Annotated in this window: 23 protein-coding genes; 14 read left to right on the top strand and 9 right to left on the bottom strand. The window is 72.4% G+C overall.

Features of this window, described 5'->3' with window-relative positions; all coding sequences use genetic code 11:
* Window positions 1–12: 12 nt before the first annotated feature.
* The 12 genes from uvrC to C593_RS29950 all read left to right on the top strand — a co-directional run bounded on the left by uvrC (window position 13) and on the right by C593_RS29950 (window position 13,651).
* Window positions 13–2,043 carry an excinuclease ABC subunit UvrC gene (gene uvrC, locus C593_RS0117700; protein WP_018848641.1) on the top strand — a complete coding sequence of 677 codons (2,031 nt, stop codon included), beginning with the start codon at window positions 13–15 and terminating at the stop codon, window positions 2,041–2,043.
* Window positions 2,040–2,984 (top strand): RNase adapter RapZ, encoded by a 945-nt coding sequence (gene rapZ / locus C593_RS0117695; RefSeq protein ID WP_026277798.1) that lies wholly within the window; start codon window positions 2,040–2,042, stop codon window positions 2,982–2,984. The genes uvrC and rapZ overlap by 4 nt, the downstream gene beginning before the upstream one ends.
* Complete coding sequence (locus C593_RS0117690; protein WP_018848639.1) at window positions 2,981–4,018, top strand: uridine diphosphate-N-acetylglucosamine-binding protein YvcK; 1,038 nt, start codon at window positions 2,981–2,983, stop codon at window positions 4,016–4,018. The genes rapZ and C593_RS0117690 overlap by 4 nt, the downstream gene beginning before the upstream one ends.
* Window positions 4,009–4,998, top strand: a complete 990-nt coding sequence (whiA, locus tag C593_RS0117685) for a DNA-binding protein WhiA (protein ID WP_018848638.1) — start codon at window positions 4,009–4,011, stop codon at window positions 4,996–4,998. Before C593_RS0117690 ends, whiA begins: the two co-directional genes overlap by 10 nt.
* Window positions 4,999–5,338: 340 nt before the next feature.
* Complete coding sequence (gene gap / locus C593_RS0117680; RefSeq protein ID WP_018848637.1) at window positions 5,339–6,349, top strand: type I glyceraldehyde-3-phosphate dehydrogenase; 1,011 nt, start codon at window positions 5,339–5,341, stop codon at window positions 6,347–6,349.
* A gap of 131 nt (window positions 6,350–6,480) precedes the next feature.
* Window positions 6,481–7,692 (top strand): phosphoglycerate kinase, encoded by a 1,212-nt coding sequence (locus C593_RS0117675; protein ID WP_018848636.1) that lies wholly within the window; start codon window positions 6,481–6,483, stop codon window positions 7,690–7,692.
* A 42-nt stretch (window positions 7,693–7,734) separates the two neighbouring features.
* Complete coding sequence (gene tpiA, locus C593_RS0117670; protein ID WP_018848635.1) at window positions 7,735–8,490, top strand: triose-phosphate isomerase; 756 nt, start codon at window positions 7,735–7,737, stop codon at window positions 8,488–8,490.
* A gap of 160 nt (window positions 8,491–8,650) precedes the next feature.
* Entirely contained in the window at window positions 8,651–8,881 is a 231-nt protein-coding gene (gene secG, locus C593_RS0117665) for a preprotein translocase subunit SecG (RefSeq protein ID WP_018848634.1), read from the top strand.
* A 149-nt stretch (window positions 8,882–9,030) separates the two neighbouring features.
* On the top strand, window positions 9,031–9,366 hold the full coding sequence (locus C593_RS0117660) for an RNA polymerase-binding protein RbpA (RefSeq protein WP_003957010.1): 336 nt from the start codon (window positions 9,031–9,033) through the stop codon (window positions 9,364–9,366).
* 227 nt (window positions 9,367–9,593) lie between these two features.
* Window positions 9,594–11,261 carry a glucose-6-phosphate isomerase gene (gene pgi, locus C593_RS0117655; protein ID WP_018848633.1) on the top strand — a complete coding sequence of 556 codons (1,668 nt, stop codon included), beginning with the start codon at window positions 9,594–9,596 and terminating at the stop codon, window positions 11,259–11,261.
* A gap of 3 nt (window positions 11,262–11,264) precedes the next feature.
* Complete coding sequence (locus C593_RS0117650) at window positions 11,265–11,765, top strand: PH domain-containing protein (RefSeq protein WP_018848632.1); 501 nt, start codon at window positions 11,265–11,267, stop codon at window positions 11,763–11,765.
* Window positions 11,762–13,651 carry a PH domain-containing protein gene (locus tag C593_RS29950; protein WP_018848631.1) on the top strand — a complete coding sequence of 630 codons (1,890 nt, stop codon included), beginning with the start codon at window positions 11,762–11,764 and terminating at the stop codon, window positions 13,649–13,651. The genes C593_RS0117650 and C593_RS29950 overlap by 4 nt, the downstream gene beginning before the upstream one ends.
* Before the next feature lie 88 nt (window positions 13,652–13,739).
* Here the strand turns inward: C593_RS29950 and pgl are convergent, their stop codons facing one another.
* Genes pgl through tkt form a run of 5 tightly spaced genes read right to left on the bottom strand, consistent with a single transcriptional unit; the run spans window position 13,740 to window position 20,410 of the window.
* The gene (gene pgl, locus C593_RS0117640; RefSeq protein WP_018848630.1) at window positions 13,740–14,522 is read right to left on the bottom strand and encodes a 6-phosphogluconolactonase; all 783 of its coding nucleotides are present in this window, start codon (window positions 14,520–14,522) and stop codon (window positions 13,740–13,742) included.
* Window positions 14,519–15,619: a glucose-6-phosphate dehydrogenase assembly protein OpcA gene (gene opcA, locus C593_RS0117635; protein ID WP_018848629.1), complete on the bottom strand. Its 1,101-nt coding sequence runs from the start codon at window positions 15,617–15,619 to the stop codon at window positions 14,519–14,521. The genes pgl and opcA overlap by 4 nt, the downstream gene beginning before the upstream one ends.
* The gene (zwf, locus tag C593_RS0117630) at window positions 15,616–17,139 is read right to left on the bottom strand and encodes a glucose-6-phosphate dehydrogenase (protein ID WP_486591151.1); all 1,524 of its coding nucleotides are present in this window, start codon (window positions 17,137–17,139) and stop codon (window positions 15,616–15,618) included. Before zwf ends, opcA begins: the two co-directional genes overlap by 4 nt.
* Window positions 17,140–17,154: 15 nt before the next feature.
* Complete coding sequence (tal, locus tag C593_RS0117625) at window positions 17,155–18,273, bottom strand: transaldolase (RefSeq protein ID WP_018848627.1); 1,119 nt, start codon at window positions 18,271–18,273, stop codon at window positions 17,155–17,157.
* 34 nt (window positions 18,274–18,307) lie between these two features.
* Window positions 18,308–20,410 (bottom strand): transketolase, encoded by a 2,103-nt coding sequence (tkt, locus tag C593_RS0117620; RefSeq protein WP_018848626.1) that lies wholly within the window; start codon window positions 20,408–20,410, stop codon window positions 18,308–18,310.
* 359 nt (window positions 20,411–20,769) lie between these two features.
* Between tkt and C593_RS0117615 the strand changes: the two genes are divergently transcribed.
* Window positions 20,770–21,723 carry a heme o synthase gene (locus tag C593_RS0117615; RefSeq protein WP_018848625.1) on the top strand — a complete coding sequence of 318 codons (954 nt, stop codon included), beginning with the start codon at window positions 20,770–20,772 and terminating at the stop codon, window positions 21,721–21,723.
* A gap of 130 nt (window positions 21,724–21,853) precedes the next feature.
* Window positions 21,854–22,210: a hypothetical protein gene (locus C593_RS0117610; RefSeq protein WP_018848624.1), complete on the top strand. Its 357-nt coding sequence runs from the start codon at window positions 21,854–21,856 to the stop codon at window positions 22,208–22,210.
* A 164-nt stretch (window positions 22,211–22,374) separates the two neighbouring features.
* Here the strand turns inward: C593_RS0117610 and C593_RS29945 are convergent, their stop codons facing one another.
* From C593_RS29945 to C593_RS0117590, 4 genes are all read right to left on the bottom strand, one after another.
* On the bottom strand, window positions 22,375–23,367 hold the full coding sequence (locus tag C593_RS29945) for a COX15/CtaA family protein (protein ID WP_078521635.1): 993 nt from the start codon (window positions 23,365–23,367) through the stop codon (window positions 22,375–22,377).
* A 28-nt stretch (window positions 23,368–23,395) separates the two neighbouring features.
* Window positions 23,396–24,514, bottom strand: coding sequence for a hypothetical protein (locus C593_RS0117600; protein WP_018848622.1), 1,119 nt, complete (start codon window positions 24,512–24,514; stop codon window positions 23,396–23,398).
* A gap of 48 nt (window positions 24,515–24,562) precedes the next feature.
* On the bottom strand, window positions 24,563–25,330 hold the full coding sequence (locus C593_RS0117595; RefSeq protein ID WP_018848621.1) for an ABC transporter permease: 768 nt from the start codon (window positions 25,328–25,330) through the stop codon (window positions 24,563–24,565).
* Window positions 25,331–25,421: 91 nt separating this feature from the next.
* Window positions 25,422–26,345, bottom strand: a complete 924-nt coding sequence (locus C593_RS0117590; RefSeq protein WP_026277795.1) for an ABC transporter ATP-binding protein — start codon at window positions 26,343–26,345, stop codon at window positions 25,422–25,424.
* Between the last annotated feature and the right edge of the window lie 58 nt (window positions 26,346–26,403).

Raw genomic sequence — 26,403 nt, 5'->3', positions numbered from 1 at the left:
AGGGTGGTCGGCATGGCAGACCCCTCCAGCTACCGCCCCAAGCCGGGACAGATCCCCGACTCGCCGGGGGTCTACAGGTTCCGTGACGAGCACCGCCGGGTGATCTACGTCGGCAAGGCCAAGAGCCTGCGCCAGCGGCTGGCCAACTACTTCCAGGACCTGGCCGGCCTCCACCCGCGCACCCGCACCATGGTCACCACCGCCGCCTCCGTCGAGTGGACGGTCGTCTCCACCGAGGTCGAGGCGCTCCAGCTGGAGTACTCCTGGATCAAGGAGTTCGACCCCCGCTTCAACGTCAAGTACCGCGACGACAAGAGCTATCCCTACCTCGCGGTCACCCTCAACGAGGAGTTCCCCCGCGTCCAGGTGATGCGCGGTGCCAAGCGCAAGGGCGTGCGCTACTTCGGCCCGTACGGCCACGCGTGGGCCATCCGCGAGACGGTCGACCTGATGCTGCGCGTCTTCCCGGTCCGCACCTGCTCCGCGGGCGTGTTCCGCAACCACGTCCAGAAGGGCCGGCCCTGCCTGCTGGGGTACATCGGCAAGTGCTCGGCCCCCTGCGTCGGCCGGGTCACCCCCGAGGAGCACCGCGAACTCGCCGAGGAGTTCTGCGACTTCATGGCCGGCCGCACCGGCGCCTATCTGCGCCGCCTGGAGCGGCTGATGACCGAGGCCGCCGAGGAGATGGAGTACGAGCGGGCCGCCCGCCTCCGGGACGACATAGAGGCCCTGCGCCGCGCCCTGGAGAAGAACGCGGTCGTCCTCGCCGACGCCACCGACGCCGACCTCATCGCCCTCGCCGAGGACGAACTGGAGGCCGCCGTCCAGATCTTCCACGTCCGCGGCGGCCGGGTCCGCGGCCAGCGCGGCTGGGTCACCGACAAGGTGGAGAACGTCGACACCGCCGGCCTGGTCGAGCACGCCCTCCAGCAGCTCTACGGCGAGGAGACCGGCGACGCGGTGCCCAAGGAGGTCCTGGTCCCCGCCCTCCCGGAGGACCAGATGGCCGTCACCGAGTGGCTCACCGGCCGGCGCGGCTCGAACGTCTCCCTCCGCGTCCCGCAGCGGGGCGACAAGAAGGCGCTGATGGAGACCGTCGGGCGCAACGCCCAGCAGGCCCTCGCGCTGCACAAGACCAAGCGCGCCAGCGACCTCACCACCCGCTCCCGCGCCCTGGAGGAGATCGCCGAGGCCCTCGGCCTGGACTCCGCGCCGCTGCGCATCGAGTGCTTCGACATCTCCCACTTCCAGGGGGACGACGTGGTCGCCTCCATGGTCGTCTTCGAGGACGGCCTGCCCCGCAGGAGCGAGTACCGCCGCTTCCAGATCAAGGGCCGGGCCGGGGACACCCGGCTCTGGCACGGCGAGGGCCAGGACGACGTCCGCTCGATGCACGAGGTGGTCACCCGCCGCTTCCGCCGCTACCTCGCGGAGAAGGACCGCACGGGGGAGTGGATCGGCGAGGACGACCCGGCGGAGGAGGCGCCGAGCGCCGGCGTCCCCGCCGAGGACGACGGCCGCCCCCGGAAGTTCGCCTACCCGCCGCAGCTCGTCGTCGTCGACGGCGGACAGCCCCAGGTGGCCGCCGCCCGCCGTGCCCTCGACGAACTGGGCATCGACGACGTCGCCGTCTGCGGCCTCGCCAAGCGCCTGGAGGAGGTCTGGCTGCCCGGCGAGGACGACCCGGTGGTGATGCCCCGCACCAGCGAGGGCCTCTACCTGCTGCAACGGGTCCGTGACACCGCGCACGACTTCGCCATCCGCTACCAGCGCTCAAAGCGGACCAAACGCATCCGCACCAGCCCCCTGGACGCGGTCCCCGGCCTCGGCGAGACCCGCAAACAGGCGCTGATCAAGCATTTCGGCTCGGTGAAGCGGCTGCGGCAGGCGACAATCGAGCAGATCTGCGAGGTCCCGGGCATGGGGCGCAAGACGGCCGAGTCCGTCGTCGTGGCCCTGGCCGGGGCGGTTCCGGCCGGACCCGCCGTGAACACCGCCACAGGAGAGATCATGGAAGAGAACGACGGGGGCCCCACGACATGACCGAGCACGACGGAGACGGAGCAGCAGACGTGAGTACGGGCAACACGGCCGAGCCCGAGCCCGAGGCCGCCGCGGACGCGGCCATCCCCGAGCTGGTGATCATCTCCGGGATGTCCGGAGCGGGTCGCAGCACGGCGGCCAAGTGCCTGGAGGACCTCGGCTGGTTCGTCGTGGACAACCTGCCGCCCGCGCTGATCCCGACCATGGTGGAGCTGGGCGCCCGCTCCCAGGGCAATGTGGCCCGCATCGCGGTCGTGGTCGACGTGCGCGGACGGCGGTTCTTCGACAACCTCCGCGAGTCCCTCGCCGACCTCGACGCCAAGCAGGTCACCCGCCGGATCGTCTTCCTGGAGTCCTCGGACGACGCCCTGGTGCGCCGCTTCGAGTCGGTGCGCCGCCCGCACCCCCTCCAGGGCGACGGCCGCATCACCGACGGCATCGCCGCCGAGCGGGACCTGCTGCGCGAACTGCGGGGCGACGCCGACCTCGTCATCGACACCTCCGGCCTCAACGTCCACGAACTGCGCGCCAAGATGGACGCCCAGTTCGCCGGCGACGAGGAACCCGAGCTGCGGGCCACGGTGATGTCCTTCGGCTTCAAGTACGGCCTCCCGGTCGACGCCGACCTCGTCGTCGACATGCGCTTCCTGCCCAACCCGCACTGGGTGCCCGAACTGCGCCCCTTCACCGGGCTGAACGAGGAGGTGTCCAACTACGTCTACAACCAGCCCGGCGCCAAGGAGTTCCTGGACCGCTACACGGAGCTGCTCCAGCTGATCGCCGCCGGCTACCGCCGCGAGGGCAAGCGGTACGTGACCATCGCCGTGGGCTGCACCGGCGGCAAGCACCGTTCGGTCGCCACGGCCGAGAAGCTGGCCGCCCGGCTGTCCGCCGCCGGGGTCGAGACGGTGGTCGTCCACCGGGACATGGGGCGCGAGTGACCGGACGCACCCTCCGTCTGCGGCGGCTGCGCCGGAGCGCGCACACACCGCTCGCACGGAAGCGCGGCGCACAGCCCAAGGTCGTCGCCCTCGGCGGCGGCATGGGCCTCTCCGCGTCGCTCGCGGCCCTGCGCCGCATCACCGGCGACCTGACCGCCGTGGTCACGGTCGCCGACGACGGCGGCTCCAGCGGCCGGCTCCGCGAGGAGCTGGGCGTGCTGCCCCCGGGCGACCTGCGCAAGGCGCTGGCAGCCCTGTGCGGGGACGACGACTGGGGGCAGACCTGGGCCCGCGTCATCCAGCACCGCTTCCGCACCCAGGGCGACCTGCACGGCCACGCGGTCGGCAATCTGCTGATCGTGGCCCTGTGGGAGCAGCTCGGCGGGGACCCGGTGCGCGCCCTCGACCTGGTCGGCAAGCTGCTGGGCGCGCACGGCAGGGTGCTGCCGATGTCCGCCGTGCCCCTGGAGCTCCAGGCGCTGGTGCGCGGCCACGACCCCGAGCGCCCCGGCGAGGTGGACACGGTCCGCGGGCAGGCGACCGTGGCGCTGACCCCGGGGGAGGTGCAGTCGGTCCATCTGGTGCCGCACAACCCGCCCGCCGTCCCGGAGGCCGTGGAGGCCGTCCTTGACGCCGACTGGGTGGTTCTGGGCCCGGGTTCCTGGTTCTCCTCGGTCATCCCCCACCTGCTGGTGCCGGAACTGCTGGATGCCCTGGTGGAGACCAGGGCGCGGCGGGTCCTCTCCCTCAACCTCGCGCCCCAGCCCGGCGAAACCTCCGGCTTCTCCCCGCAGCGTCATGTGGAGGTTTTGGCACGACACGCCCCTAAACTCGCCCTGGACGTGGTGCTGGCCGACGAGGCCGCAGTGCCCGACCGAGGGGCGCTCGACGATGCCGCGAAGCGGCTGTCCGCCGCGGTCGAGCTGGCTCCGGTGGCCTCTCCCGATGGCGCTCCGAAGCATGATCCGGAGCTGTTGGCCGCCGCGTACGACCGTATTTTCCGGATGCATGGAAGGATCGGCCCATGGCGATGACGGCAGCGGTGAAGGACGAGATCTCCCGGCTCCCCGTCACCCGGACCTGCTGCAGAAAGGCCGAGGTCTCGGCGATCCTGCGGTTCGCCGGCGGTCTGCACCTGGTCAGCGGCCGCATCGTGATCGAGGCGGAGCTGGACACGGGCATCGCCGCCCGCCGCCTCAAGCGGGACATCCTGGAGATCTTCGGTCACAGCTCCGAGCTGATGGTGATGGCTCCCGGCGGGCTGCGCCGGGGCTCGCGCTTCGTGGTGCGGGTGGTCGCCGGCGGCGACCAGCTCGCCCGGCAGACCGGTCTGGTGGACGGCCGCGGCCGGCCGATCCGGGGGCTGCCCCCGCAGGTCGTCTCCGGCGCCACCTGCGACGCCGAAGCGGCCTGGCGGGGCGCGTTCCTCGCGCACGGCTCGCTGACCGAGCCCGGCCGCTCCTCCTCCCTGGAGGTCACCTGCCCCGGCCCGGAGGCCGCTCTCGCCCTGGTGGGCGCCGCCCGGCGGCTCTCCATCGCCGCCAAGGCGCGCGAGGTGCGCGGGGTGGACCGGGTCGTCGTCCGTGACGGTGACGCGATCGGCGCGCTGCTGACGCGGCTCGGCGCGCACGAGTCGGTGCTCGCCTGGGAGGAGCGCCGGATGCGGCGCGAGGTCCGGGCCACCGCGAACCGGCTGGCCAACTTCGACGACGCCAACCTGCGCCGCTCCGCCCGCGCGGCGGTGGCCGCCGGTGCCCGGGTGCAGCGCGCCCTGGAGATCCTCGGCGAGGAGGTGCCGGAGCACCTCGCCGCGGCCGGCCGGCTGCGCATGGAGCACAAGCAGGCGTCCCTAGAGGAGCTGGGCGCCCTCGCCGACCCGCCGCTGACCAAGGACGCGGTCGCCGGCCGTATCCGGCGCTTGCTGGCGATGGCGGACAAGCGCGCCCAGGATCTGGGCATCCCCGGCACCGAGTCCAATCTCTCCGAGGAGATGGCGGAGGGCCTCGTCGGCTGATCCCGCGCCCGCCGGTCCCGCCGTCCGCACGGACGAGCACGGGCGAGCACGGCCACGCGAGGACGAGCGAATTCACGCCAGGACTCCCGCAAGAACCCCAACTCACCACCGCCGGTGCCCAGTTCGGGCACCGGCGGTCTTGTGTGCGAGGGCCCGCTCATGCGAGCGGTTTCGGACGGTCCGGGCGATTACTGGCCGGTAAGGTGCGGGCCGCGGCATACGTACGCCTCTCGATGTCACCACGCGGCCCTCGGAGCGGTAGGGTCGGAGGCGGTCGGGGACATCCCTATAAAACTCGCCGGCTGGCAACGGCCGGCGTACCTGACGAGGAGATCGGTTCGTGACGATCCGCGTAGGCATCAACGGCTTTGGCCGCATCGGTCGTAACTACTTCCGCGCGCTGCTGGAGCAGGGTGCTGACATCGAGATCGTGGCTGTCAACGACCTGGGTGACACCGCGACCACCGCTCACCTGCTGAAGTACGACACCATCCTGGGCCGTCTCAAGGCCGAGGTGTCCCACACCGCCGACACCATCACCGTCGACGGCCACACCATCAAGGTCCTGTCCGAGCGCAACCCCGCCGACATCCCGTGGGGCGAGCTGGGCGTCGACATCGTCATCGAGTCGACCGGCATCTTCACGAGCAAGGCGGACGCGGAGAAGCACCTCGCCGGCGGCGCGAAGAAGGTCCTCATCTCGGCCCCGGCCAAGGACGAGGACATCACCATCGTGATGGGCGTCAACCACGACAAGTACGACCCGGCGGCGCACAACATCATCTCCAACGCCTCCTGCACCACCAACTGCGTGGCGCCGATGGCCAAGGTCCTCGACGAGAACTTCGGCATCGTCAAGGGCCTGATGACGACGGTCCACGCCTACACCAACGACCAGCGCATCCTGGACTTCCCGCACAAGGACCTGCGCCGCGCCCGCGCCGCCGCCGAGAACATCATCCCGACCACGACCGGTGCCGCCAAGGCCACCGCCCTGGTCCTGCCCCAGCTCAAGGGCAAGCTCGACGGCATCGCGATGCGCGTCCCGGTCCCCACCGGCTCCGCCACCGACCTGGTCGTCACCCTCCAGCGCGAGGTCACCAAGGACGAGGTCAACGCCGCGTTCAAGAAGGCCGCCGACGACGGCGACCTCAAGGGCGTCCTGTTCTACACCGAGGACCAGATCGTCTCCTCGGACATCACCGGCGACCCGGCCTCCTGCACCTTCGACGCCTCCCTGACCATGGTCCAGGAGGGCAACTCGGTGAAGATCCTCGGCTGGTACGACAACGAGTGGGGCTACTCCAACCGTCTGGTGGACCTCACCGTCTTCGTCGGCGAGCAGCTCTGATATACGGGTCTGACCTGATCCGCAGCGAGAGCACCCAGATGTGAGAGTCAGGGCTCGGGCAGCGCAACGCCGCGCCGCCCGGGCCCTTCTCCGTGCCGTTCGACCGTGCAGTTTCGAGGAGCCGTAACCACATGAAGACCATCGACGAGTTGCTGGCCGACGGGGTCGCCGGCAAGCGCGTCTTCGTCCGCGCCGACCTGAACGTGCCGCTGGACGGCACCACGATCACCGACGACGGCCGTATCCGCGCCGTCCTGCCGACCGTCGCGAAGCTCGCCGAGGCCGGCGCCCGGGTCGTCGTCGCCTCCCACCTCGGCCGCCCCAAGGGCGCCCCGGACCCGGCCTTCTCGCTCGCCCCGGCCGCCGCCCGCCTCGGTGAACTGCTCGGCGCCGAGGTCGCGTTCGCCACCGACACGGTCGGCGAGTCGGCGCAGCGGGCCGTGGCCGGCCTCGCGGACGGCCAGGTCGCCGTCCTGGAGAACCTGCGCTTCAACCCCGGCGAGACCGCCAAGGACGACGCCGAGCGCGGCGCCTTCGCGGACCGCCTCGCCGCCCTCGCGGACCTCTACGTCGGCGACGGCTTCGGCGCCGTGCACCGCAGGCACGCCTCCGTCTTCGACCTTCCCGCCCGCCTGCCGCACGCCGCCGGCTACCTCATCGCGAACGAGGTCTCCGTCCTCAAGCGCCTCACCGAGAACGTCGAGCGCCCCTACGCGGTCGTCCTCGGCGGCGCCAAGGTCTCCGACAAGCTCGGCGTGATCGACCACCTGCTGGAGAAGGCCGACCGCATCCTGATCGGCGGCGGCATGGCGTACACCTTCCTCAAGGCCCAGGGCCACGAGGTCGGCGCCTCGCTCCTCCAGGAGGACCAGATCCCGGCGGTCCAGGAGTACCTCAAGCGCGCCGAGCAGCGGGGTGTGGAGTTCGTGCTCCCCGTGGACGTGCTGGTCGCCCCCGGGTTCCCGGACCTGAAGACCAAGGCCCCGGCGAACCCCACCACGGTCGCCGCGGACGCGATCCCGGCCGACCAGGAGGGGCTGGACATCGGCCCCGAGACCCGCAAGCTGTACGCAGCGAAGCTCGCCGACGCGGCCACCGTCTTCTGGAACGGGCCCATGGGCGTCTTCGAGCACCCCGACTACGCCGAGGGCACCAAGGCCGTGGCCCAGGCGCTCGTCGACTCCCCGGCCTTCTCCGTGGTGGGCGGCGGGGACTCCGCCGCCGCCGTGCGGATCCTGGGCTTCGACGAGAATGCATTCGGCCATATTTCGACCGGCGGCGGCGCGAGCCTCGAATACCTCGAGGGCAAGACGCTTCCCGGGCTCGCCGCACTGGAGGACTGAACCAAAGTGACTGAAGCACCCGCTCAGGGCCGTACCCCGCTGATGGCGGGCAACTGGAAGATGAACCTCAACCACCTGGAGGCCATCGCCCACGTCCAGAAGCTCGCCTTCGCCCTCGCGGACAAGGACTACGAGGCCGTCGAGGTCGCCGTACTGCCGCCCTTCACCGACCTGCGCTCCGTGCAGACCCTGGTCGACGGCGACAAGCTGAAGATCAAGTACGGCGCCCAGGACCTGTCGGCGCACGACTCGGGCGCCTACACCGGCGAGATCTCCGGCCCGATGCTGGCCAAGCTGAAGTGCTCCTACGTCACCGTGGGCCACTCCGAGCGCCGCCAGTACCACGACGAGACCGACGAGGTCTGCAACGCCAAGGTCAAGGCCGCCTACCGGCACGGCCTCACCCCGATCCTCTGCGTCGGCGAGGGCCTGGACGTCCGCAAGGCGGGCGAGCAGGTCGCGTACACCCTCGCCCAGGTCGACGGCGGCCTCAAGGACGTCCCGGCCGAGCAGGCCGAGTCGGTCGTGATCGCCTACGAGCCCGTGTGGGCCATCGGCACGGGCGAGGTGGCGACCCCAGAGGACGCCCAGGAGGTCTGCGGGGCGATCCGCGGGCGGCTCGCCGAGCTGTACTCGCCGGAGCTGGCCGGCAAGGTCCGCATCCAGTACGGCGGCTCGGTCAAGGCCGGGAACGTGGCCGCGATCATGGCCCAGCCCGATGTGGACGGCGCCCTGGTCGGCGGCGCGGCGCTGGACGCGGAGGAGTTCGTGAAGATCGTCCGGTTCCGCGACCAGTGAGCCGCCGGTGAACCGCCGGGCGGCGCGACCGGCGAGTATGCCGTAGCGCCGATCCGGCGTACCCTTGCGGGGGCCGGGCTCACCCGGGCCCGCCCCCGCAGTTCTTTCCGTGCTTCTTTTCCGTACCGATCAGTCCGAGGAAGTTGGTCCAGCCGTGGTTATGGGGTTCTCGATCGCCCTGATCGTCTTCAGTCTGCTGCTGATGCTGCTGGTGCTGATGCACAAGGGGAAGGGCGGCGGCCTCTCCGACATGTTCGGTGGCGGGATGCAGTCCTCCGTCGGCGGTTCCTCGGTCGCCGAGCGCAACCTCGACCGCATCACCGTCGTGGTCGGTCTGCTCTGGTTCGCGTGCATTGTCGTGCTCGGTCTGCTGATGAAGCTGGACAGCTAGGAGGCATCCCGCTCGCGCCACTCCGACGGCTTCCGGACCGCCGGGTCACTCCAATCACTGGACGACGGTTGGGCCTTACGTAGACTGGGGCACTCGCGGCGCAGCGCTGTGAGACGCTGTGCAGCACCATCACGCAGGGAGTTACGACCGTGGCAAGTGGCAACGCGATCCGGGGAAGCCGGGTCGGAGCGGGGCCGATGGGCGAGGCGGAGCGGGGCGAGTCCGCACCGCGCCTGCGCATCTCCTTCTGGTGCTCGAACGGGCACGAGACGCAGCCGAGCTTCGCCAGTGACGCTCAGGTCCCCGACACCTGGGACTGCCCGCGCTGCGGGTTCCCGGCCGGTCAGGACCGGGACAACCCGCCGGACCCGCCGCGCACCGAGCCCTACAAGACCCACCTCGCCTATGTGCGCGAGCGGCGCAGCGACGCGGACGGCGAGGCGATCCTCGCGGAGGCGCTCGCCAAACTGCGGGGCGAGATCTGACGACGTCCGGCCGGACACCGAAGGGTGACGGCCGGACTTCTGCGTTTCCGGGCCCTCCCCGCCGTCCGGCACCGGGCCCTCCCCGCCGCACGGCACCGGGCCCTCCCGGCCGTCCGGCCGGGCTCATCTCGGCCGTACCGCCCCGTGGTTGTCGGCCCCCGCCGCCCTGATCAATTAGGTTGGAGGCGCAGCGGGGCATGCACGCACGTACGAGAAGAAGTGGGCTGATGTCCGAGATGAACGCAGAACGTCCTACGAGGCCGAGGCTCAACCGGACCCCCGAATGGGCCGCTCTCGCCAAGCACCGCGAGCAGCTCGACGGCACCGGCCTGCGCGAGCTGTTCGCCGCCGACCCGGACCGCGGCAGCGGGTACACCCTCCAGGTCGGCGATCTGTACATCGACTACTCCAAGCACCTCGTCACCGACGAGACACTCTCCCTGCTGCGTCAACTCGCCGACGCCACAGGCGTGGCCGGGCTGCGCGACGCCATGTTCAGCGGCCAGAAGATCAACATCACCGAGAACCGTGCCGTCCTGCACACCGCCCTGCGCGCCCCGCGCGACGCGGTGATCGAGGTCGACGGCGAGAACGTGGTCCCGGCCGTCCACGCGGTGCTCGACAAGATGGCCCGCTTCGCCGACCGCGTCCGCTCCGGCGAGTGGACCGGTCACACCGGCCGGCCCGTCCGCAACATCGTCAACATCGGCATCGGCGGCTCCGACCTGGGCCCCGCCATGGCCTTCGAGGTGCTGCGCGGCTACACCCAGCGGGATCTGACGGTCCGTTTCGTCTCCAACGTCGACGGCGCGGACCTGCACGAGGCCGTGCACGGACTGGACCCCGCCGAGACCCTGTTCATCGTCGCCTCGAAGACCTTCACCACCATCGAGACGATCACCAACGCCACCTCGGCCCGCGACTGGCTGCTTGCCGGGCTCGGAGCCGGCCAGGAGGCCGTGGCCAAGCACTTCGTGGCCCTCTCGACCAACGCCGGGAAGGTCGAGGAGTTCGGCATCGACACCACCAACATGTTCGAGTTCTGGGACTGGGTCGGCGGCCGGTACTCCTACGACTCCGCCATCGGTCTCTCCCTGATGATCGCCATCGGCCCGGACCGCTTCCGCGAGATGCTCGACGGTTTCCACCTCGTCGACGAGCACTTCCGCACCGCCCCGCCTCAGGCCAACGCCCCGCTCCTGTTGGGCCTGCTGGGCATCTGGTACGGCGACTTCCACGACGCACAGTCGCACGCCGTCCTGCCCTACTCGCACTATCTGTCGAAGTTCACCGCCTACCTCCAGCAGCTCGACATGGAGTCCAACGGCAAGTCCGTGGACCGCGAGGGCAACCCCGTCGACTGGCAGACCGGGCCCGTGGTCTGGGGTACCCCGGGCACCAACGGGCAGCACGCGTACTACCAGTTGATCCACCAGGGCACCAAGCTGATCCCGGCCGACTTCATCGGCTTCGCCCGGCCCGTGCCCGGACTGCTCGACGCTCTGGTGCCCCAGCACGATCTGCTGATGGCCAACTTCTTCGCCCAGACCCAGGCCCTGGCCTTCGGCAAGACCCCCGAGGAGGTCCGGGCCGAGGGCGTGCCCGAGGAGCTGGTCCCGCACAAGACCTTCCGCGGGAACCACCCGACGACCACGATCCTCGCCGACGAACTGACCCCCTCGGTGCTGGGCCAGCTCGTCGCGCTGTACGAGCACAAGGTGTTCGTCCAGGGCGCGGTCTGGAACATCGACTCCTTCGACCAGTGGGGCGTCGAGCTGGGCAAGGTCCTCGCCAAGCGCATCGAGCCCGTGCTCACCGAGGGGAGGGGCGGCGAGGACCTGGACAGCTCCACCGCGGCCCTGGCCGCCCGCTACCGGGCGCTGCGGGGGCGGTAGGGCATGCGGGGGGAGGAGGCGGTACGGCTCCGGCCGCCGGTCAACCGGGTCAACCCGCGGGCGGTCGGCTGGTGGCGGGTGACCTGTCTGCTGGTCGCGGCCGTGCCGGCGGGCGTCCTGCTGGTCCTCGGCGCGTTCATCGGCCCGGCCCGGAGCGGGCTGTGGATCGCGGCGGCGGCCGTCGGCGCGGTCGGGCTCGCCTGCACCGCCTTCTTCCCCGCCTGGTGGTACCGGGTGCACCGCTGGGAGGTCACCGAGGACGCGGTGTACGTGCGCACCGGCGCGATCTGGCAGGAGTGGCGGATCGCGCCGATGTCCCGCATCCAGACCGTCGACACCGTGCGCGGCCCGCTGGAGCAGGCGTTCCGGCTGGCCACGGTGACGGTGACGACGGCCTCCGCCAAGGGCGCGCTGCGGATCGAGGGCCTGGACCACGAGGTGGCCGCAGACCTCGCCGAGCAGCTCACCCGGATCACGGGGACCACGCCCGGGGACGCGACATGAGCACCCCGGGGCCGGACGACGGGCCCCCGGCCCGGACCCCGTGGGACGGCTCCCCGGACCCGACGCCGAGTGACGGCTCCCCGGCCCCGGGCCCGGACGACGGGCCCCCGGACTCGCCCCCGGACGACGGGCCCCCGGACCCGCTCCCGGACTCGCCCCAGGACGACGGGCCCCCGGACCCGCTCCCGGACTCGCCCCCGGACGACGGGCCCCCGGACCCGGACCCCGGCCGCGCGCCCGACTCGCGGGACCCGGCGGCTCCGGGAGCGGAAGCGCCGGGCCCGGGTCCGGACCCGGCGCCGGGCTTGGCCGGCCCGGCGCCGCGCCCGGCGAACGCGGCGCACGCAGCGAGCGCCGCGTTTGCGGCCGGGAACCCCGCAGCCCCGCCCTGGTCCCGGCTCGATGGGCGTACCGTGCTGGCCACCGCCGCCGTCATGGCCTCCGTCGCCGGCGGCGCCGGACTGCCCACCCTGCTCGGCCTCGCCGGCGGCATGCCCCTGTGGCGGGCCCTCGGCTGGGTCCTGGCCGGCGCCGTGCTGCTCGTCGCGGCCGGCGCCGGCGCCGACTGGGTGCGCTGGCGCCGCACCCGCTACCGCATCGGCCCCGCCCGCGCCGAACTGCGCACCGGCCTGCTCCTCGTCAAGCGCCGCTCACTCGCCCGCGAGCGCATCCGCAGCGTCGACCTGACCGCCAACCTCCTGCTGCGCGTCCTCGGCCTGGTCAAGGTCCGCATCGGGACCGGCGAGCACACCGGCGGCGGCGAGTCCACCCTCGTCCTGGACGCGGTGTCCCGCGCCGAGGGGGAGCGGCTGCGGCGGGAACTGCTGGACCGGGGACCGGCCGGTGCCGGGGCGTCCGTCCCGGTGGACGGCACCCTCGCCGCGCTCGACCTCCGCTGGATCCGCTACGCCCCGGTCTCCTTCGTCGCCCCCGTGCTCGGCGGCGCGGCCGTCGGCGCGGTGATGCAGGTCAGCCAGTGGTTCGGGGCCCAGGGCGAGGTCATCGACTGGGTGAAGGACCGCTTCCGGGACACCCCGCTGGTCTGGGCGGTCCTGGTGCTGCTGGTCGCCGCCCTCGTCGCGGGCGTGGTCGGCGCGCTCGGCCTGTGGATCGAGATGTGGTGGAACTACCGGCTGGAGCGGGAGCCCGGCGGCACCCTGCGCGTCCGGCGCGGGCTGCTGACCGCCCGGTCGATATCGATCGAGGAACGCCGGCTGCGCGGAGTGGACCTCGTGGAACCCCTCGGCGTACGGCTCTTCGGCGGGGCGCGGCTGGACGCGGTCGCCACCGGCCTGGCCACCGAGCAGAAGGACAAGCACGCCGACCTGAACGTCCTGCTGCCCGCCGTCCCCCGGGCCCTCGCCGACCGGGTCGGCGCCCAGGTCCTGCGCGAGAGAGACGCCCCCACCGCGACCGACCTCGTCCGCCATCCCCGCGCGGCGCGCGGCAGGCGCCTGCGGTGGGCGCTGACCGCCGTCCTGCTCCCCGCCGGGCTGGGGGCCCTCCTGGGCGCGCTGTTCACGGACGTCCTGCTGTGGATCGCGGCCGGGTTCGCCGCCGTGGCCGTCCCGGTGGCCGTACTCCTCGCCCTGGACGCCTACCGGGCCCTGGGCCACGCCGTCTCGGGCGGCTACCTGCTCACCCGTTCCGGCAGCGTCCGCCGCAGCACGGTCGCCCTCCAGCGGACCGGGATCATCGGCTGGACCATCCGCCGGTCCGTCTTCCAGCGCCGCGCGGGACTGCTCACGCTGTGGGCCACCACGGCGGCGGGCGCGGGCGCCTACGCGGTGCACGACGCGGATGGGGACGAGGGCCTGGCCTTCGCCGACGCGGCGGTCCCGGGCCTGCTGGCGCCCTTCCTGGAGCGCCCCGGCGACGTGGACTGAGCCCACCGGTGCGGGCGAACGACGAGGCCCGGTCCGCTCCTGTGGGGGAACGGACCGGGCCTCGTCGTGGACGCGGTGACCGGCGGGGTCAGGCCGCCGGGGGCGGCAGCAGGTCCCGGGGCAGCTCCGACGCGGCGGCCGAGTCCAGCAGCCACAGCGTCCGGGCGCGGCCGTACGCCCCGGCCGCCGGGGCCTGCACCTCACCCGCCCCGGAGAGCGCGATACGGACGGCCTTCGCCTTGTCCGCGCCCGCCGCCAGCAGCCACACCTCACGGGCCGCCCGGATCGCCGGCAGGGTCAGCGAGACCCGGGTCGGCGGGGGCTTCGGCGCACCGTGCACCCCGACCACCGTGCGCTCGGTCTCCCGGACGGCCGGCAGCTCGGGGAAGAGCGAGGCCACATGCGTGTCCGGGCCGACGCCGAGCATCAGCACGTCGAAGACCGGCACCGGACCGTGGTCCTCCGGACCGGCCGCGGCGGCCAGTTCGGCCGCGTACGCGGCGGCGGCGGCGTCCGCGTCGGGGCCGTGGGGGCCGTCCGAGGCGGGCATGGCGTGGACCCTGGCCGGGTCCAGCGGGACGGCGTCCAGCAGGGCCTGGCGGGCCTGCGTGACGTTGCGCTCCGGGTCGCCCTCCGGCAGGAACCGTTCGTCGCCCCACCACAGGTCGAGCCGTGACCAGTCGATCGCGTCCCGGGCCGGTGCCGAACTCAGGGCCGCCAGCAGGCCGTTGCCGTTCCGGCCGCCGGTGAGGACCACCGAGGCCGTGCCGCGTGCGGCCTGGGCGTCCACGATCCGGGTGATCAGCCGGGCCGCGGCGGCCCGGGCCATCAGCTCCTTGTCCTGGTGCACGACCAGCTGGGGGGCGTTCACTTGGCCGCCGCCTTCCGGTTCGCGCCCGCCGCGCGCTTCGCGGGGGCGGGCTTCCTGGCGGTCTTGTCGTCGGCGGGGGCCGCCTCCTGCGAGCCGCCGGAGTCCGTGACGCCCTCCGCCCCGGCCGGGGGATCCGCCGGGTCCTGCGCCGGCTCGGCGGACGACGCGGCCCTGTCGCCCAGCCGCTCCACGCCGAAGCGCAGCGCCGAGGCATAGGTGTCGTCCGGGTCCAGCCGGCGCAGCTCCTCCGCGATCAGCTCGGAGGTGTCGCGCCGCTTGAGGGCGACCGCGCGGTCCGGCTGGCCCTGGATGGACAGGGTCGCCAGCGCCCCGTCCGCCCGGTCCAGCACGATCGGCCCGCAGGTGGACTCCATCCGGACCGAGGTCAGCCCCGGGCCCGAGGAGCGCGAGCGCAGCACCGGCACGTCCAGCCGGTCCGCCAGCCACATCGCCAGCAGTTCGACGCTCGGGTTGAACTCCTCGCCCTCCACCTCGACGCCGGTGACCTCGCAGACCACCTGGTCGAGCGCGGCGGCCAGCATCGAGCGCCACGGTGTGATGCGGGTCCACGACAGATCGGTGTCGCCGGGGGTGTACGCCCGCGCCCGCGAGGCCAGCTCGCGCACGGGCTCCTCCGCGGAGTAGGTGTCCGTCACCCGGCGCTGGGCCAGCGCGCCCAGCGGGTCGGAGGCCGGGTCCGCCGGGGCGTTCACCGGCCACCAGACCACCACCGGCGCGTCCGGCAGCAGCAGCGGCAGCACCACCGACTGGGCGTGGTCGGCGACCTCGCCGTAGAGACGCAGGACGACCGTCTCGCCCGTGCCGGCGTCCGCGCCGACCCGCACCTCGGCGTCGAGCCGGGCCTTCGCCCGGTCGCGCGGCGAACGCGAGACGCGCTTGATGACGACGAGGGTCCGCGAGGGGTGCTCGCGGGAGGCCTCGTTGGCCGCCTTCAGGGCGTCGTAGGCGTTCTCCTCATCGGTCACGATGACCAGGGTGAGGACCATGCCGACGGCCGGGGTGCCGATCGCGCGGCGGCCCTGCACCAACGCCTTGTTGATCTTGCTGGCCGTGGTGTCCGTAAGGTCGATCTTCATGGCCGGCGCCAGCTCCGTCCGTCTCGTGCGAGCATCTCGTCGGCCTCGTCCGGGCCCCAGGTGCCCGCCGGGTACTGCGCGGGTTTGCCGTTGCTCTCCCAGAACTCCTCGATCGGGTCGAGGATCTTCCAGGACAGCTCGACCTCCTCCACACGCGGGAAGAGGTTGGAGTCGCCGAGGAGGACGTCCAGGATGAGGCGCTCGTACGCCTCGGGGCTGGACTCCGTGAACGACTCGCCGTAGGCGAAGTCCATGGACACGTCCCGGACCTCCATCGAGGTGCCGGGCACCTTGGAGCCGAAGCGCATGGTCACGCCCTCGTCCGGCTGGACTCGGATGACCAGGGCGTTCTGGCCCAGTTCCTCGGTGGCGGTGGAGTCGAACGGCGAGTGCGGGGCGCGCTGGAAGACCACCGCGATCTCCGTCACCCGGCGCCCGAGCCGCTTGCCGGTCCGCAGGTAGAAGGGGACGCCCGCCCAGCGGCGGTTGTCGATCTCCAGCTTGATCGCGGCGTAGGTGTCGGTCTTGGAGGGGGTGTCGATGCGCTGGTCGTGGAGGTGGCGGACCGCCTTCTCGCCGCCCTGCCAGCCCGCCGTGTACTGCGCCCGCACCGCGTTCTCGGCCAGGTCCTTCGGCAGCTTCACCGCGCCCAGGACCTTCGTCTTCTCCGCCGCCAGGGCGTCCGCGTCGAAGGAGGAGGGCTCCTCCATGGCGGTCAGGGCGAGGAGCTGGAGGAGGTGGTTCTGGATGACGTCCCGGGCCGCGCCGATGCCGTCGTAGTAGCCGGCCCGGCCGCCGATGCCGATGTCCTCGGCCATGGTGATCTGCACGTGGTCCACGTAGGACCGGTTCCAGATCGGCTCGAAGAGGGTGTTGGCGAACCGCAGCGCCAGGATGTTCTGGACCGTCTCCTTGCCCAGGTAGTGGTCGATCCGGAAGACCTCGTGCGGCGGGAAGACCTCGTGCACGACCTGGTTGAGCTCCTTGGCGCTCTCCAGGTTGTGGCCGAACGGCTTCTCGATGACCGCGCGCCGCCAGGAGCCCTCCTTCTGGTCCGCCAGCCCGTGCTTCTTGAGCTGCTGGACGACCTTGGGGAAGAACTTCGGCGGCACGGACAGGTAGAAGGCGAAGTTGCCGCCGGTGCCCTGCTTCTTGTCGAGATCCTCGATCGTCGACTTGAGCTGCTCGAACGCGTCGTCGTCGTCGAAGGTGCCCTGCACGAAGCGCATCCCCTGGATGAGCTGCTGCCAGACCTCCTCACGGAACGGCGTGCGCGCGTGCTGCTTGACCGCGTCGTGGACCTCCTGCGCGAAGTCCTCGTCCTGCCACTCGCGGCGGGCGAACCCGATCAGCGAGAAGCCCGGCGGCAGCAGACCCCGGTTGGCGAGGTCGTACACCGCGGGCATCAGCTTCTTGCGGGAGAGGTCGCCCGTGACACCGAAGATGACCAGGCCCGACGGCCCCGCGATACGCGGGAGCCGTCGGTCGGCAGCATCACGGAGCGGATTGGCTCCGTCAATACCGGACAAGGTAGGTCAGCCCTCCGAGGGAGCGAGGCGCTTGAGCTCCGCCTCGGTCGAGGCCAGCAGCTCGTTCCAGGACGCCTCGAACTTCTCCACGCCCTCGTCCTCCAGGAGCTGGACGACGTCGTCGTAGGAGATCCCGAGCTTCGCCACGGCCTCCAGGTCGGCGCGCGCCTGGTCGTAGGTACCGCGCACGGTGTCGCCGGTGATCTGCCCGTGGTCGGCGGTGGCCTCCAGGGTGGCCTCCGGCATGGTGTTCACCGTGCCCGGGGCGACCAGGTCGTCCACGTACAGGGTGTCCTTGTAGGCCTTGTCCTTGACACCGGTCGAGGCCCACAGCGGACGCTGCTTGTTGGCCTGCGCCTTGTCCAGAGCGGCCCAGCGGTCCGAGCCGAAGACCTCCTCGAACGCCTCGTAGGCCAGCCGGGCGTTGGCGAGGGCCGCCTTGCCGCGGGCCTCCTTCGCCTCCGGGGTGCCCAGCGCGTCGAGGCGCTTGTCGATCTCGGTGTCCACCCGGGACACGAAGAAGGACGCCACCGAGTGGATCTTGGAGAGGTCGAGCCCGCGCTCCTTGGCCTTCTCCAGACCGGCCAGGTAGGCGTCCATGACCTTGCGGTAGCGCTCCAGCGAGAAGATCAGCGTGACGTTGACGCTGATACCGAGGCCGATGACCTCGGTGATCGCCGGCAGACCCGCCTCGGTGGCCGGAATCTTGATCAGGGTGTTGGGACGGTCCACCAGCCAGGCGAGCTGCTTGGCCTCGGCCACCGTCGCCCGGGTGTTGTGGGCGAGCCGCGGGTCGACCTCGATCGAGACCCGGCCGTCCTGGCCCTGGGTGGCCTCGAACACCGGGCGCAGGATGTCCGCCGCGTCCCGGACGTCCGCCGTGGTGATCATGCGGACGGCTTCCTCGACGGTCACCTTGCGGGCGGCGAGGTCGGTGAGCTGGGTGTCGTACCCGCTGCCCTCGGAGATCGCCTTCTGGAAGATCGACGGGTTGGTGGTGACACCGACGACGTGCTGCTGGTCGATCAGCTCGGCGAGGTTGCCGGAGGTGATCCGCGTGCGGGACAAGTCGTCCAGCCAGATCGCCACGCCCTCGTCGGAGAGGCGCTTGAGTGCGTCTGTCATGAGAATTGCATCTCCTGTTTGTCGTGTACGGGCGTCAGCGCGCGGCGGCGGCGATCGATTCCCGGGCGGCCGCCACGACCGCCTCCGGGGTGAAGCCGAACTCGCGGAAGAGGACCTTGCCGTCCGCGGAGGCACCGAAGTGCTCCAGCGAGACGATGCGGCCCGCGTCGCCGACGTAGCGGTACCAGGTGAGCCCGATCCCGGCCTCGACCGCGACGCGCGCCCTCACCGACGGGGGCAGCACCGAGTCCCGGTACCCCTGGTCCTGCTCCTCGAACCATTCGACCGAGGGCATCGAGACGACCCGGGTGGGCACCCCGGCGGCCTGGAGCTGCTCGCGCGCCTCGACGGCGAGCTGCACCTCGGAGCCGGTGCCGATGAGCACGACCTGCGGCTCGGCGTCCTGCCCGTCCGCCCCGGCGGCCTCGAAGAGGACGTAGCCGCCCTTGGCCGCGTCCTCGTTGCGCTCGTAGGTGGGCACGCCCTGGCGGGTCAGCGCGAGGCCGTGCGGGGCGCCCACGCCGTACTGCTTGGTCCAGCGGCGCAGGATCTCGCGCCAGGCGACCGCGGTCTCGTTGGCGTCCGCCGGGCGGACCACGTTGAGGCCCGGGATCGCGCGCAGCGAGGCCAGGTGCTCCACCGGCTGGTGGGTCGGACCGTCCTCGCCGAGGCCGATCGAGTCGTGCGTCCACACGTAGGTGACCGGCAGGTGCATCAGCGCGGAGAGGCGGACGGCGTTGCGCATGTAGTCGGAGAACACGAGGAACGTGCCGCCGTAGATGCGGGTGTTGCCGTGCAGCGCGATGCCGTTCATCACGGCGGCCATCGCGTGCTCGCGGATGCCGAAGTGCACGGTGCGGCCGTACGGGTCGGCCTCCGGCAGCGGGTTGCCCTCGGGGAGGAACGACGAGGTCTTGTCGATCGTGGTGTTGTTGGAGCCCGCGAGGTCGGCCGAGCCGCCCCACAGCTCCGGGATCACCGCGCCGAGCGCCTGGAGGATCTTGCCGGAGGCGGCCCGGGTGGCCACGCCCTTGCCGGTCTCGAACTCGGGCAGCTTCTCCGCCCAGCCCGCCGGCAGCTCGCCCGCGCGGATCCGGTCGAACTCGGCCGCCCGCTCCGGGTTGGCCGAACGCCACTGTGCGAAGCCCTTCTCCCACTCGGCCCGGACCTCGCGGCCCCGGTCGAGCGCCCCGCGGGTGTGGCCGAGAACCTCGTCGGACACCTCGAAGTGCTGCTCCGGGTCGAAGCCGAGGACGCGCTTGGTGGCCGCGACCTCCTCCTCGCCCAGCGCCGAGCCGTGCGCCGCCTCGGTGTTCTGCGCGTTCGGGGCGGGCCAGGCGATGATCGAGCGCATCGCGATGAACGACGGCCGGCCGGTCTCCGCCTTGGCGGCCTCGATCGCCGTGTACAGGGCGGCCGGGTCCAGGTCGCCGTTCTCCTTGGGCGCCACGCGCTGGACGTGCCAGCCGTACGCCTCGTACCGCTTCACGGTGTCCTCGGACACGGCGGTCTCGGTGTCGCCCTCGATCGAGATGTGGTTGTCGTCCCACAGCAGGATCAGGTTGCCCAGCTTCTGGTGGCCGGCCAGCGAGGACGCCTCGGCGGAGATGCCCTCCTGGAGGCAGCCGTCACCCGCGACGGCGAAGATGTGGTGGTCGAACGGGGAGGTGCCCGGGGCCGCCTCCGGGTCGAACAGGCCGCGCTCGTAACGGGCCGCCATGGCCATGCCCACCGCGTTGGCGACACCCTGGCCGAGCGGGCCGGTGGTGGTCTCCACACCGGTGGTGTGCCCGTACTCCGGGTGGCCCGGGGTCTTGCTGCCCCAGGTGCGGAACGCCTTCAGGTCGTCCAGCTCCAGACCGAAGCCGGCCAGGTAGAGCTGGATGTAGAGGGTCAGCGAGGAGTGGCCCGCGGACAGGACGAACCGGTCGCGGCCGGTCCAGTCGGCGTCGGACGGGTCGTGCCGCATCACCTTCTGGAAGAGGGTGTAGGCGGCGGGGGCCAGGCTCATGGCCGTACCCGGATGGCCGTTGCCGACCTTCTGTACGGAATCCATGGCCAGGACGCGGGCGGTGTCGACTGCCCGCTGGTCCAGTTCGGCCCACTCGAGGTCTGTGGTGGTCGGCTTGGTGCTCACCCTGGGTCAGGGCTCCTCTCCACATGTCGAATCCCGGTGACGAGGGGTGTACCGGGCGCTGTCGAGCCTACCCTCGCAGCACAGCCCGTCCCTTCGTACAAGCGTCTTACCAGTCGGCCGGGCCCACACCCGGACAGGTGCCGGGGGGTGCGCCCACCGTGTGCCGTTCGCCTGTCGGGCATGTGTACGTGCGATGGCGGCGCGGGGCTCAACACGAGGCCACCCCCGCGAAGATCGGCGTACGGGCAACGTCTAGAGTGGCGTGGTACGCGCAGGCCGTACCGGGTCTCCATATCCCCCCTCGCCCACCGGCAGGGGCGGCTCCTCCCCGGGGGCCTGCTGGGATTTCTCTGTCAGGGGTGTACGTGACGGCCGTCGAGTCCCGACCCGCAGGGGTCGTCTTGGCCACCGGCCCGGGGGGCCATCGACCGTTCGGGGCCCGTGTCAAGGCATTCGTCGCCCTGACGAAGCCGCGGATCATCGAGCTGCTCCTCATCACGACGGTGCCGGTGATGTTCCTGGCCGAGCAGGGGGTGCCCGACCTCTGGCTGGTGCTCGCCACCTGCTTCGGCGGCTACCTGTCGGCGGGCGGCGCCAACGCGCTGAACATGTACATCGACCGCGACATCGACGCGCTGATGGACCGCACGGCACAGCGTCCGCTGGTCACCGGGATGGTCTCGCCGCGCGAGGGCCTGGTCTTCGGCCTCACCCTGGCGGTCGTCTCCACCCTCTGGTTCGGCCTGCTGGTCAACTGGCTCTCCGCGGCCCTCGCCCTCGGCGCGCTGCTGTTCTACGTCGTGGTCTACACGATGATCCTCAAGCGGCGCACCGCGCAGAACATCGTCTGGGGCGGCATCGCGGGCTGCATGCCCGTCCTCATCGGCTGGTCCTCGGTCACCAACTCGATGTCCTGGGCCGCGGTCGTCCTCTTCCTCGTCATCTTCTTCTGGACGCCGCCGCACTACTGGCCGCTGTCGATGAAGGTGCGCGAGGACTACGCGCGGGTCGGAGTGCCGATGCTCCCCGTGGTGGCGGGCAACGCGGCCGTCGCCCGGCAGATCGTCCTCTACAGCTGGGTGATGGTCGCGGTCTCGCTGCTGCTCACCCCGCTCGGCTACACCGGCTGGTTCTACACCGCGGTCGCGCTGGCGGCCGGCGGCTGGTGGCTGTGGGAGGCGCACGCCCTCCAGAACCGGGCCAAGGGCGGGGTGACCGGCGCCAAGCTCAAGGAGATGCGCCTGTTCCACTGGTCCATCACCTATGTGTCGCTGCTCTTCGTCGCGGTGGCCGTGGACCCGTTCCTGCGCTGAGCCGCGCAACCACCCCGCTCGACCGCCGGGCCCCGGTTCCGCCGGGGCCTTCCGCGTGTGTCCCGCCGGGTGGGGTACGCCACTCGCCCCGGCGTCGCCATGCCGTATACCCGCCGGTAGCATCCTGGCCATGGCAGACACCGAGGTTGACGACAACGCGCAGGACGCCAAGCGGGACGCCCGGGCCGAGCGCAAGGCGGCGAAGCTCGCCAAGCAGATCCAGGCGTTCTCCAAGGCGCACGGCGGCGCCGAGGGCCAGCTCGCCTACATCGGTCAGGCGGGCACCCGCATCGTGCTGGTCGGCGGGGACGGCGACTGGGGCGACCTGGTCGCGCCCAGCCAGGCCGTGGCCGTCAGCGCCGCCGAGAAGTCCGGGATCACCCTGCACGACGAGTTCGACGGGGACTTCGCGGCCAGGGTCCGCACCGGCCCCTACGAGTGGACCCGCATGGCGGGCATCCAGGTCGGCGGCCCGTCCAACGGCTGACGCCCCCTACGGCCGGACACACCACTGCCCGCCTGCTCCGTCCCGCTTCGGCGGGTCCGGGAGCAGGCGGGCAGTGGTGTTGTGCGGCCGGGGAGCCCGGGGCCGGGCCAGGAGTCCGGCCGGGCCCGGGGCGGGTTTCTCGGGCAGGTCTCGGGCGCGGGTTCTCAGGCGCGGGTGAGCGCCGGGTCCGCCTGGGCCGGGACGGCCACCGCGGGCAGGGCCTCGCGCTCGCGCAGACTCAGCGCCAGGCGCACGACCGCGATCCACATCAGCGCCGAACCGAGCATGTGCAGGCCGACCAGCAGCTCCGGAACGTCCAGGAAGTACTGCACATAGCCGATCACGCCCTGCGCCAGCACCACCAGCAGCAGGTCCCGGCCACGGGCCCGGATGTCGTCGGGGGCGTCCACCACCCGCAGCACCAGCCACATCGCCACGGCCAGCGCGCACACCACCCATGCCGCGATCGCGTGGACGTGCGCGGCCAGCGCCCAGTCCCACGGCATGCGCGGTACGTCGCTGCTGTCGCCCGCGTGCTTGCCCGAGCCGGTCACCGAGGTGCCCAGCACGATCAGCACGGCGCTCACGCCTACGATCGCCCAGGACAGCTTCCGCACCGGCCGGGGCACCCGCGGGCGCGGCGGCCCGTCGCCCTCACCGGCGCGCACCCAGGTCACGGTGGTCACCGTCAGCAGCGCGGTCGCCAGCAGGAAGTGCCCGGCCACCGTCCACGGGTTGAGGCCCGCCCAGACGGTGATACCGCCCAGGACGGCGTTGCCCAGGACGATCCAGAACTGCGACCACGCCAGCCGGGACAGCCCCCGGCGGCGCGGCTTCACGGACCGGGCCGCGATGATCGCCCAGCCGACGGCCGCCGACAGCACATACGTCAGCAGCCGGTTGCCGAACTCGATCGCCCCGTGGAGCCCCTGCTCGGGTGTGGCGAACAGACTGTCGTCCGTGCACTTGGGCCAGGTGTCGCAGCCGAGGCCGGAACCGGTCAGCCGGACGGCGCCGCCGGTGACGATGATGACGACGCTCATCACGACGGCGGCGAGCGCCGCACGTCGCACGATCCGGGTCGACGGCGTCCAGCGCCGGGCGATGAGAGAGAGGGGGGTCTGCACGGCCCCTATCGTAGGCGGGGGCTTGTGCACGCTTTCACGAGGGGGCCCGTGGCCCGTGTCACGACGGCACCGGACCGGGCGGTGAGGTCATCCGGAAGCGCGACCCGTCCAGGTGGTCCTCCTCGTCCCACCACAGGGCGAAACGCCAGCGCGCCGGGGCCGGGGGCAGGGCGGCGGAGTCGCGGAACGCCTCCGTCAGCTCGGTGGCCACCGCGTGCGCCGTGCGGTCCGTCACAGCGTCCATCCCGCGCCACGGGTACGCCAGCGGCCGCCAGGAGCCGTCCGCGCCGCACACGTCGAACCGCCACACCGCGCGCCAGCAGTGCGCCCGCAGGATGCGCCGCACCTCCGTGCGTTCCAGGCCCAGGCCCTCGGCGATCGCGTCCGGGCCCACCCCCTCGATCCGGCCGGCGACCACCGCCAGCGGGAGCAGCCGGTCCGGCAGCAGCTCCCGTTTGCGCAGCTGGGTCAGTCCGCCGTCGAAGGGGCAGCGCCGCAGCCGCCGCTGCAACTGGTCCCCGAGGTGCTCCAGGACGGCCGCGTGCGCCCGCCGGGCCGGGTCCGGCTCGGCCCACACCGCGTGGAAGGCCCGCTCCGCGCGGACCGCCCACTCCGCCGCGTCCACCGGCCGGCCCAGCTCCTCCAGCCGGTCCCCGAGGAAGGCGTGTGCCTGGGCCAGGCCCTCCTGGTTGCGCGGGTCGCCCTGGTCCAGGCCCTCCCAGACCGCGATCGCCCGGTGGGTGGACTCCACGGCGGCGAGCCCCGCGAGCCGGTCCTCGGCGGCCGGCTGCTCGCCGTGCGGGTGGAAGGCGTAGCGCGGCAGGCCCAGCTCGTCGCTGAGGGGTTCCGCGAGGTAGACGGCCTGGCTGATCAGGGCCCGCGCGTACTGGCGGGCGTGCTCCGGGGCGTGGGCGGCGGGGCCGGCGCAGTGCCGGACGGCGGCGGAGGCGGCGGCCAGGGCCTCCTCACGTCTGCCGATGTCGAAGTGGTGCCGGGCGAGGTCGCCGTACCGCAGCCCCAGGGTGGCGGTCAGGGCGGGGTCGTCCACGGCGTGGGGGGCGAGCGCGGTGATCAGGTCGGTCAGCATGCGTTCGCGTCTCTCGGGGGCGGAACCGGGCCGCCCGGCCCGTACCTTCGCCCACTGGGCGTCCAGTCGCAGTGCTGCGCGTCGTTCCATCCAGACCTCCGGTCGAGCGGCCCCGATGGAAGCATCCTGGCGCGCGCCTCACTCCCAGCGGAAGAGCCGGGCTGCGGCACCCAGTCCGAGTACGGCCCACACGGCGAGGATGCCCATGTCGCCCCAGGGCACGCCGGAGCCCTGCTGCAGGATGTCGCGCAGCCCCTCGGAGAGGGCCGAGATGGGAAGCAGCCCCAGCGCGGCGGCGGCCGGCTCGGGGAACCGGTCCAGCGGCACGATCACCCCGCCGCCGACGAGGAGCAGCAGGAAGACCAGGTTGGCGGCGGCGAGGGTGGCCTCCGCCTTCAGCGTCCCGGCCATCAGCAGCCCGAGCCCGGAGAACGCGGCGGTGCCCAGCACCAGGAGCAGCAGCACGGCGAGCGGGTCGCCCTGCGGCGACCAGCCCAGCGCGAGGGCGATCGCCGTCAGCAGCGCGATCTGGAGGACCTCGGTGACCAGGACCGCCAGCGTCTTGGCGCACATCAGCGCCCAGCGGGGGAGCGGCGAGGCGCCGAGCCGCTTGAGGACGCCGTAGCGGCGCTCGAAGCCGGTGGCGATCGCCTGCCCGGTGAACGCGGTCGACATCACGGCGAGCGCGAGGACCCCGGGGGCGAGGAAGTCGACGGCGGCGCCGTCCCCGGTGTCGACGACGTCGACGGTGGAGAACAGCACCAGCAGCAGCGAGGGGATGACGACGGTGAGCAGCAGCTGCTCGCCGTTGCGGAGCAGCATCCGCGTCTCGAACGCGGCCTGCGCGGCGATCATCCGCCCGAGCGGTGCCGCGCCCGGCTTCGGCGTGTACGTACCCGTGCTCATCACCGCAGCTCCCTGCCGGTCGGTTCGAGGCTGTGTCCTTCCGGGGGGCACCCCCCGGGCCGCCGGCCGGAGCCGGTCCCGTGGTGTGCCGTCACCGCAGCTCCCGCCCGGTCAGCTCGAGGAAGACGTCCTCCAGGGTGTGCCGCTCCACGGAGATGCCCTCGGGCATCACCCCGTGCTGCGCGCACCAGGAGGTCACGGTGGCGAGGAGCTGCGGGTCCACCTGGCCGCTGACGCGGTACGCCCCGGGGGTGAGTTCCGCCGCCGCGGTGCCGTCCGGGAGGGCCTTGAGCAGGGCGCCCACGTCCAGGCCCGGGCGGCCGGTGAAGCGCAGGGTGTTCTCGGCGCCGCCGCGGCACAGCTCCTCGACGGTCCCCCGGGCGATGACCCGGCCCGTGTCCACGATGGCCACGTCGTCCGCCAGGGCCTCGGCCTCGTCCATGAAGTGCGTGGTCAGGACGGTGGTGACCCCGTCGGCGCGCAGTTCGCGCACCAGGTCCCAGGTGGAGCGGCGGGCCTGCGGGTCCAGGCCGGCGGTGGGCTCGTCCAGGAAGACCAGCTCCGGGCGGCCGACCACGGCCATCGCCAGGGCGAGGCGCTGTTGCTGGCCGCCGGAGAGCCGGCGGTAGGTGGTGCGGCCGCAGCCGCCGAGGCCCAGGCGCTCGATCAGGGCGTCCACGTCCAGCGGGTGGGCGTGCAGCTTCGCCATGTGCCGCAGCATCTCGTCGGCCCGCGCGCCGGAGTAGACGCCGCCCGACTGGAGCATCACGCCGACCCGGGGCCGCAGCCGCGCCGCGTCGGCGACCGGGTCGAGGCCCAGGACGCGCACGGAGCCCGCGTCCGGGCGGCGGTAGCCCTCGCAGGTCTCGATCGTGGTCGTCTTCCCGGCCCCGTTGGGGCCGAGGACGGCGGTCACCCCGCCGGACGCGACGTCGAGGTCGAGACCGGCCACGGCCGTCTTCGGTCCGTACCGCTTGACCAGGCCCCGGACCTGGACAGCAGGCTCGTTTGACATGCCGGGAAGTCTAGGCGCGCGGTGCGGCACGCCGGTCCGCGGGGCGGTGGGGGAGCAG

The sequence above is a fragment of the Streptomyces sp. CNT372 genome, assembly GCF_000377145.1.
The sequence above is the reverse complement of the archived record's forward strand: the minus strand, read 5'-3'. Positions and strand labels throughout refer to the sequence as shown.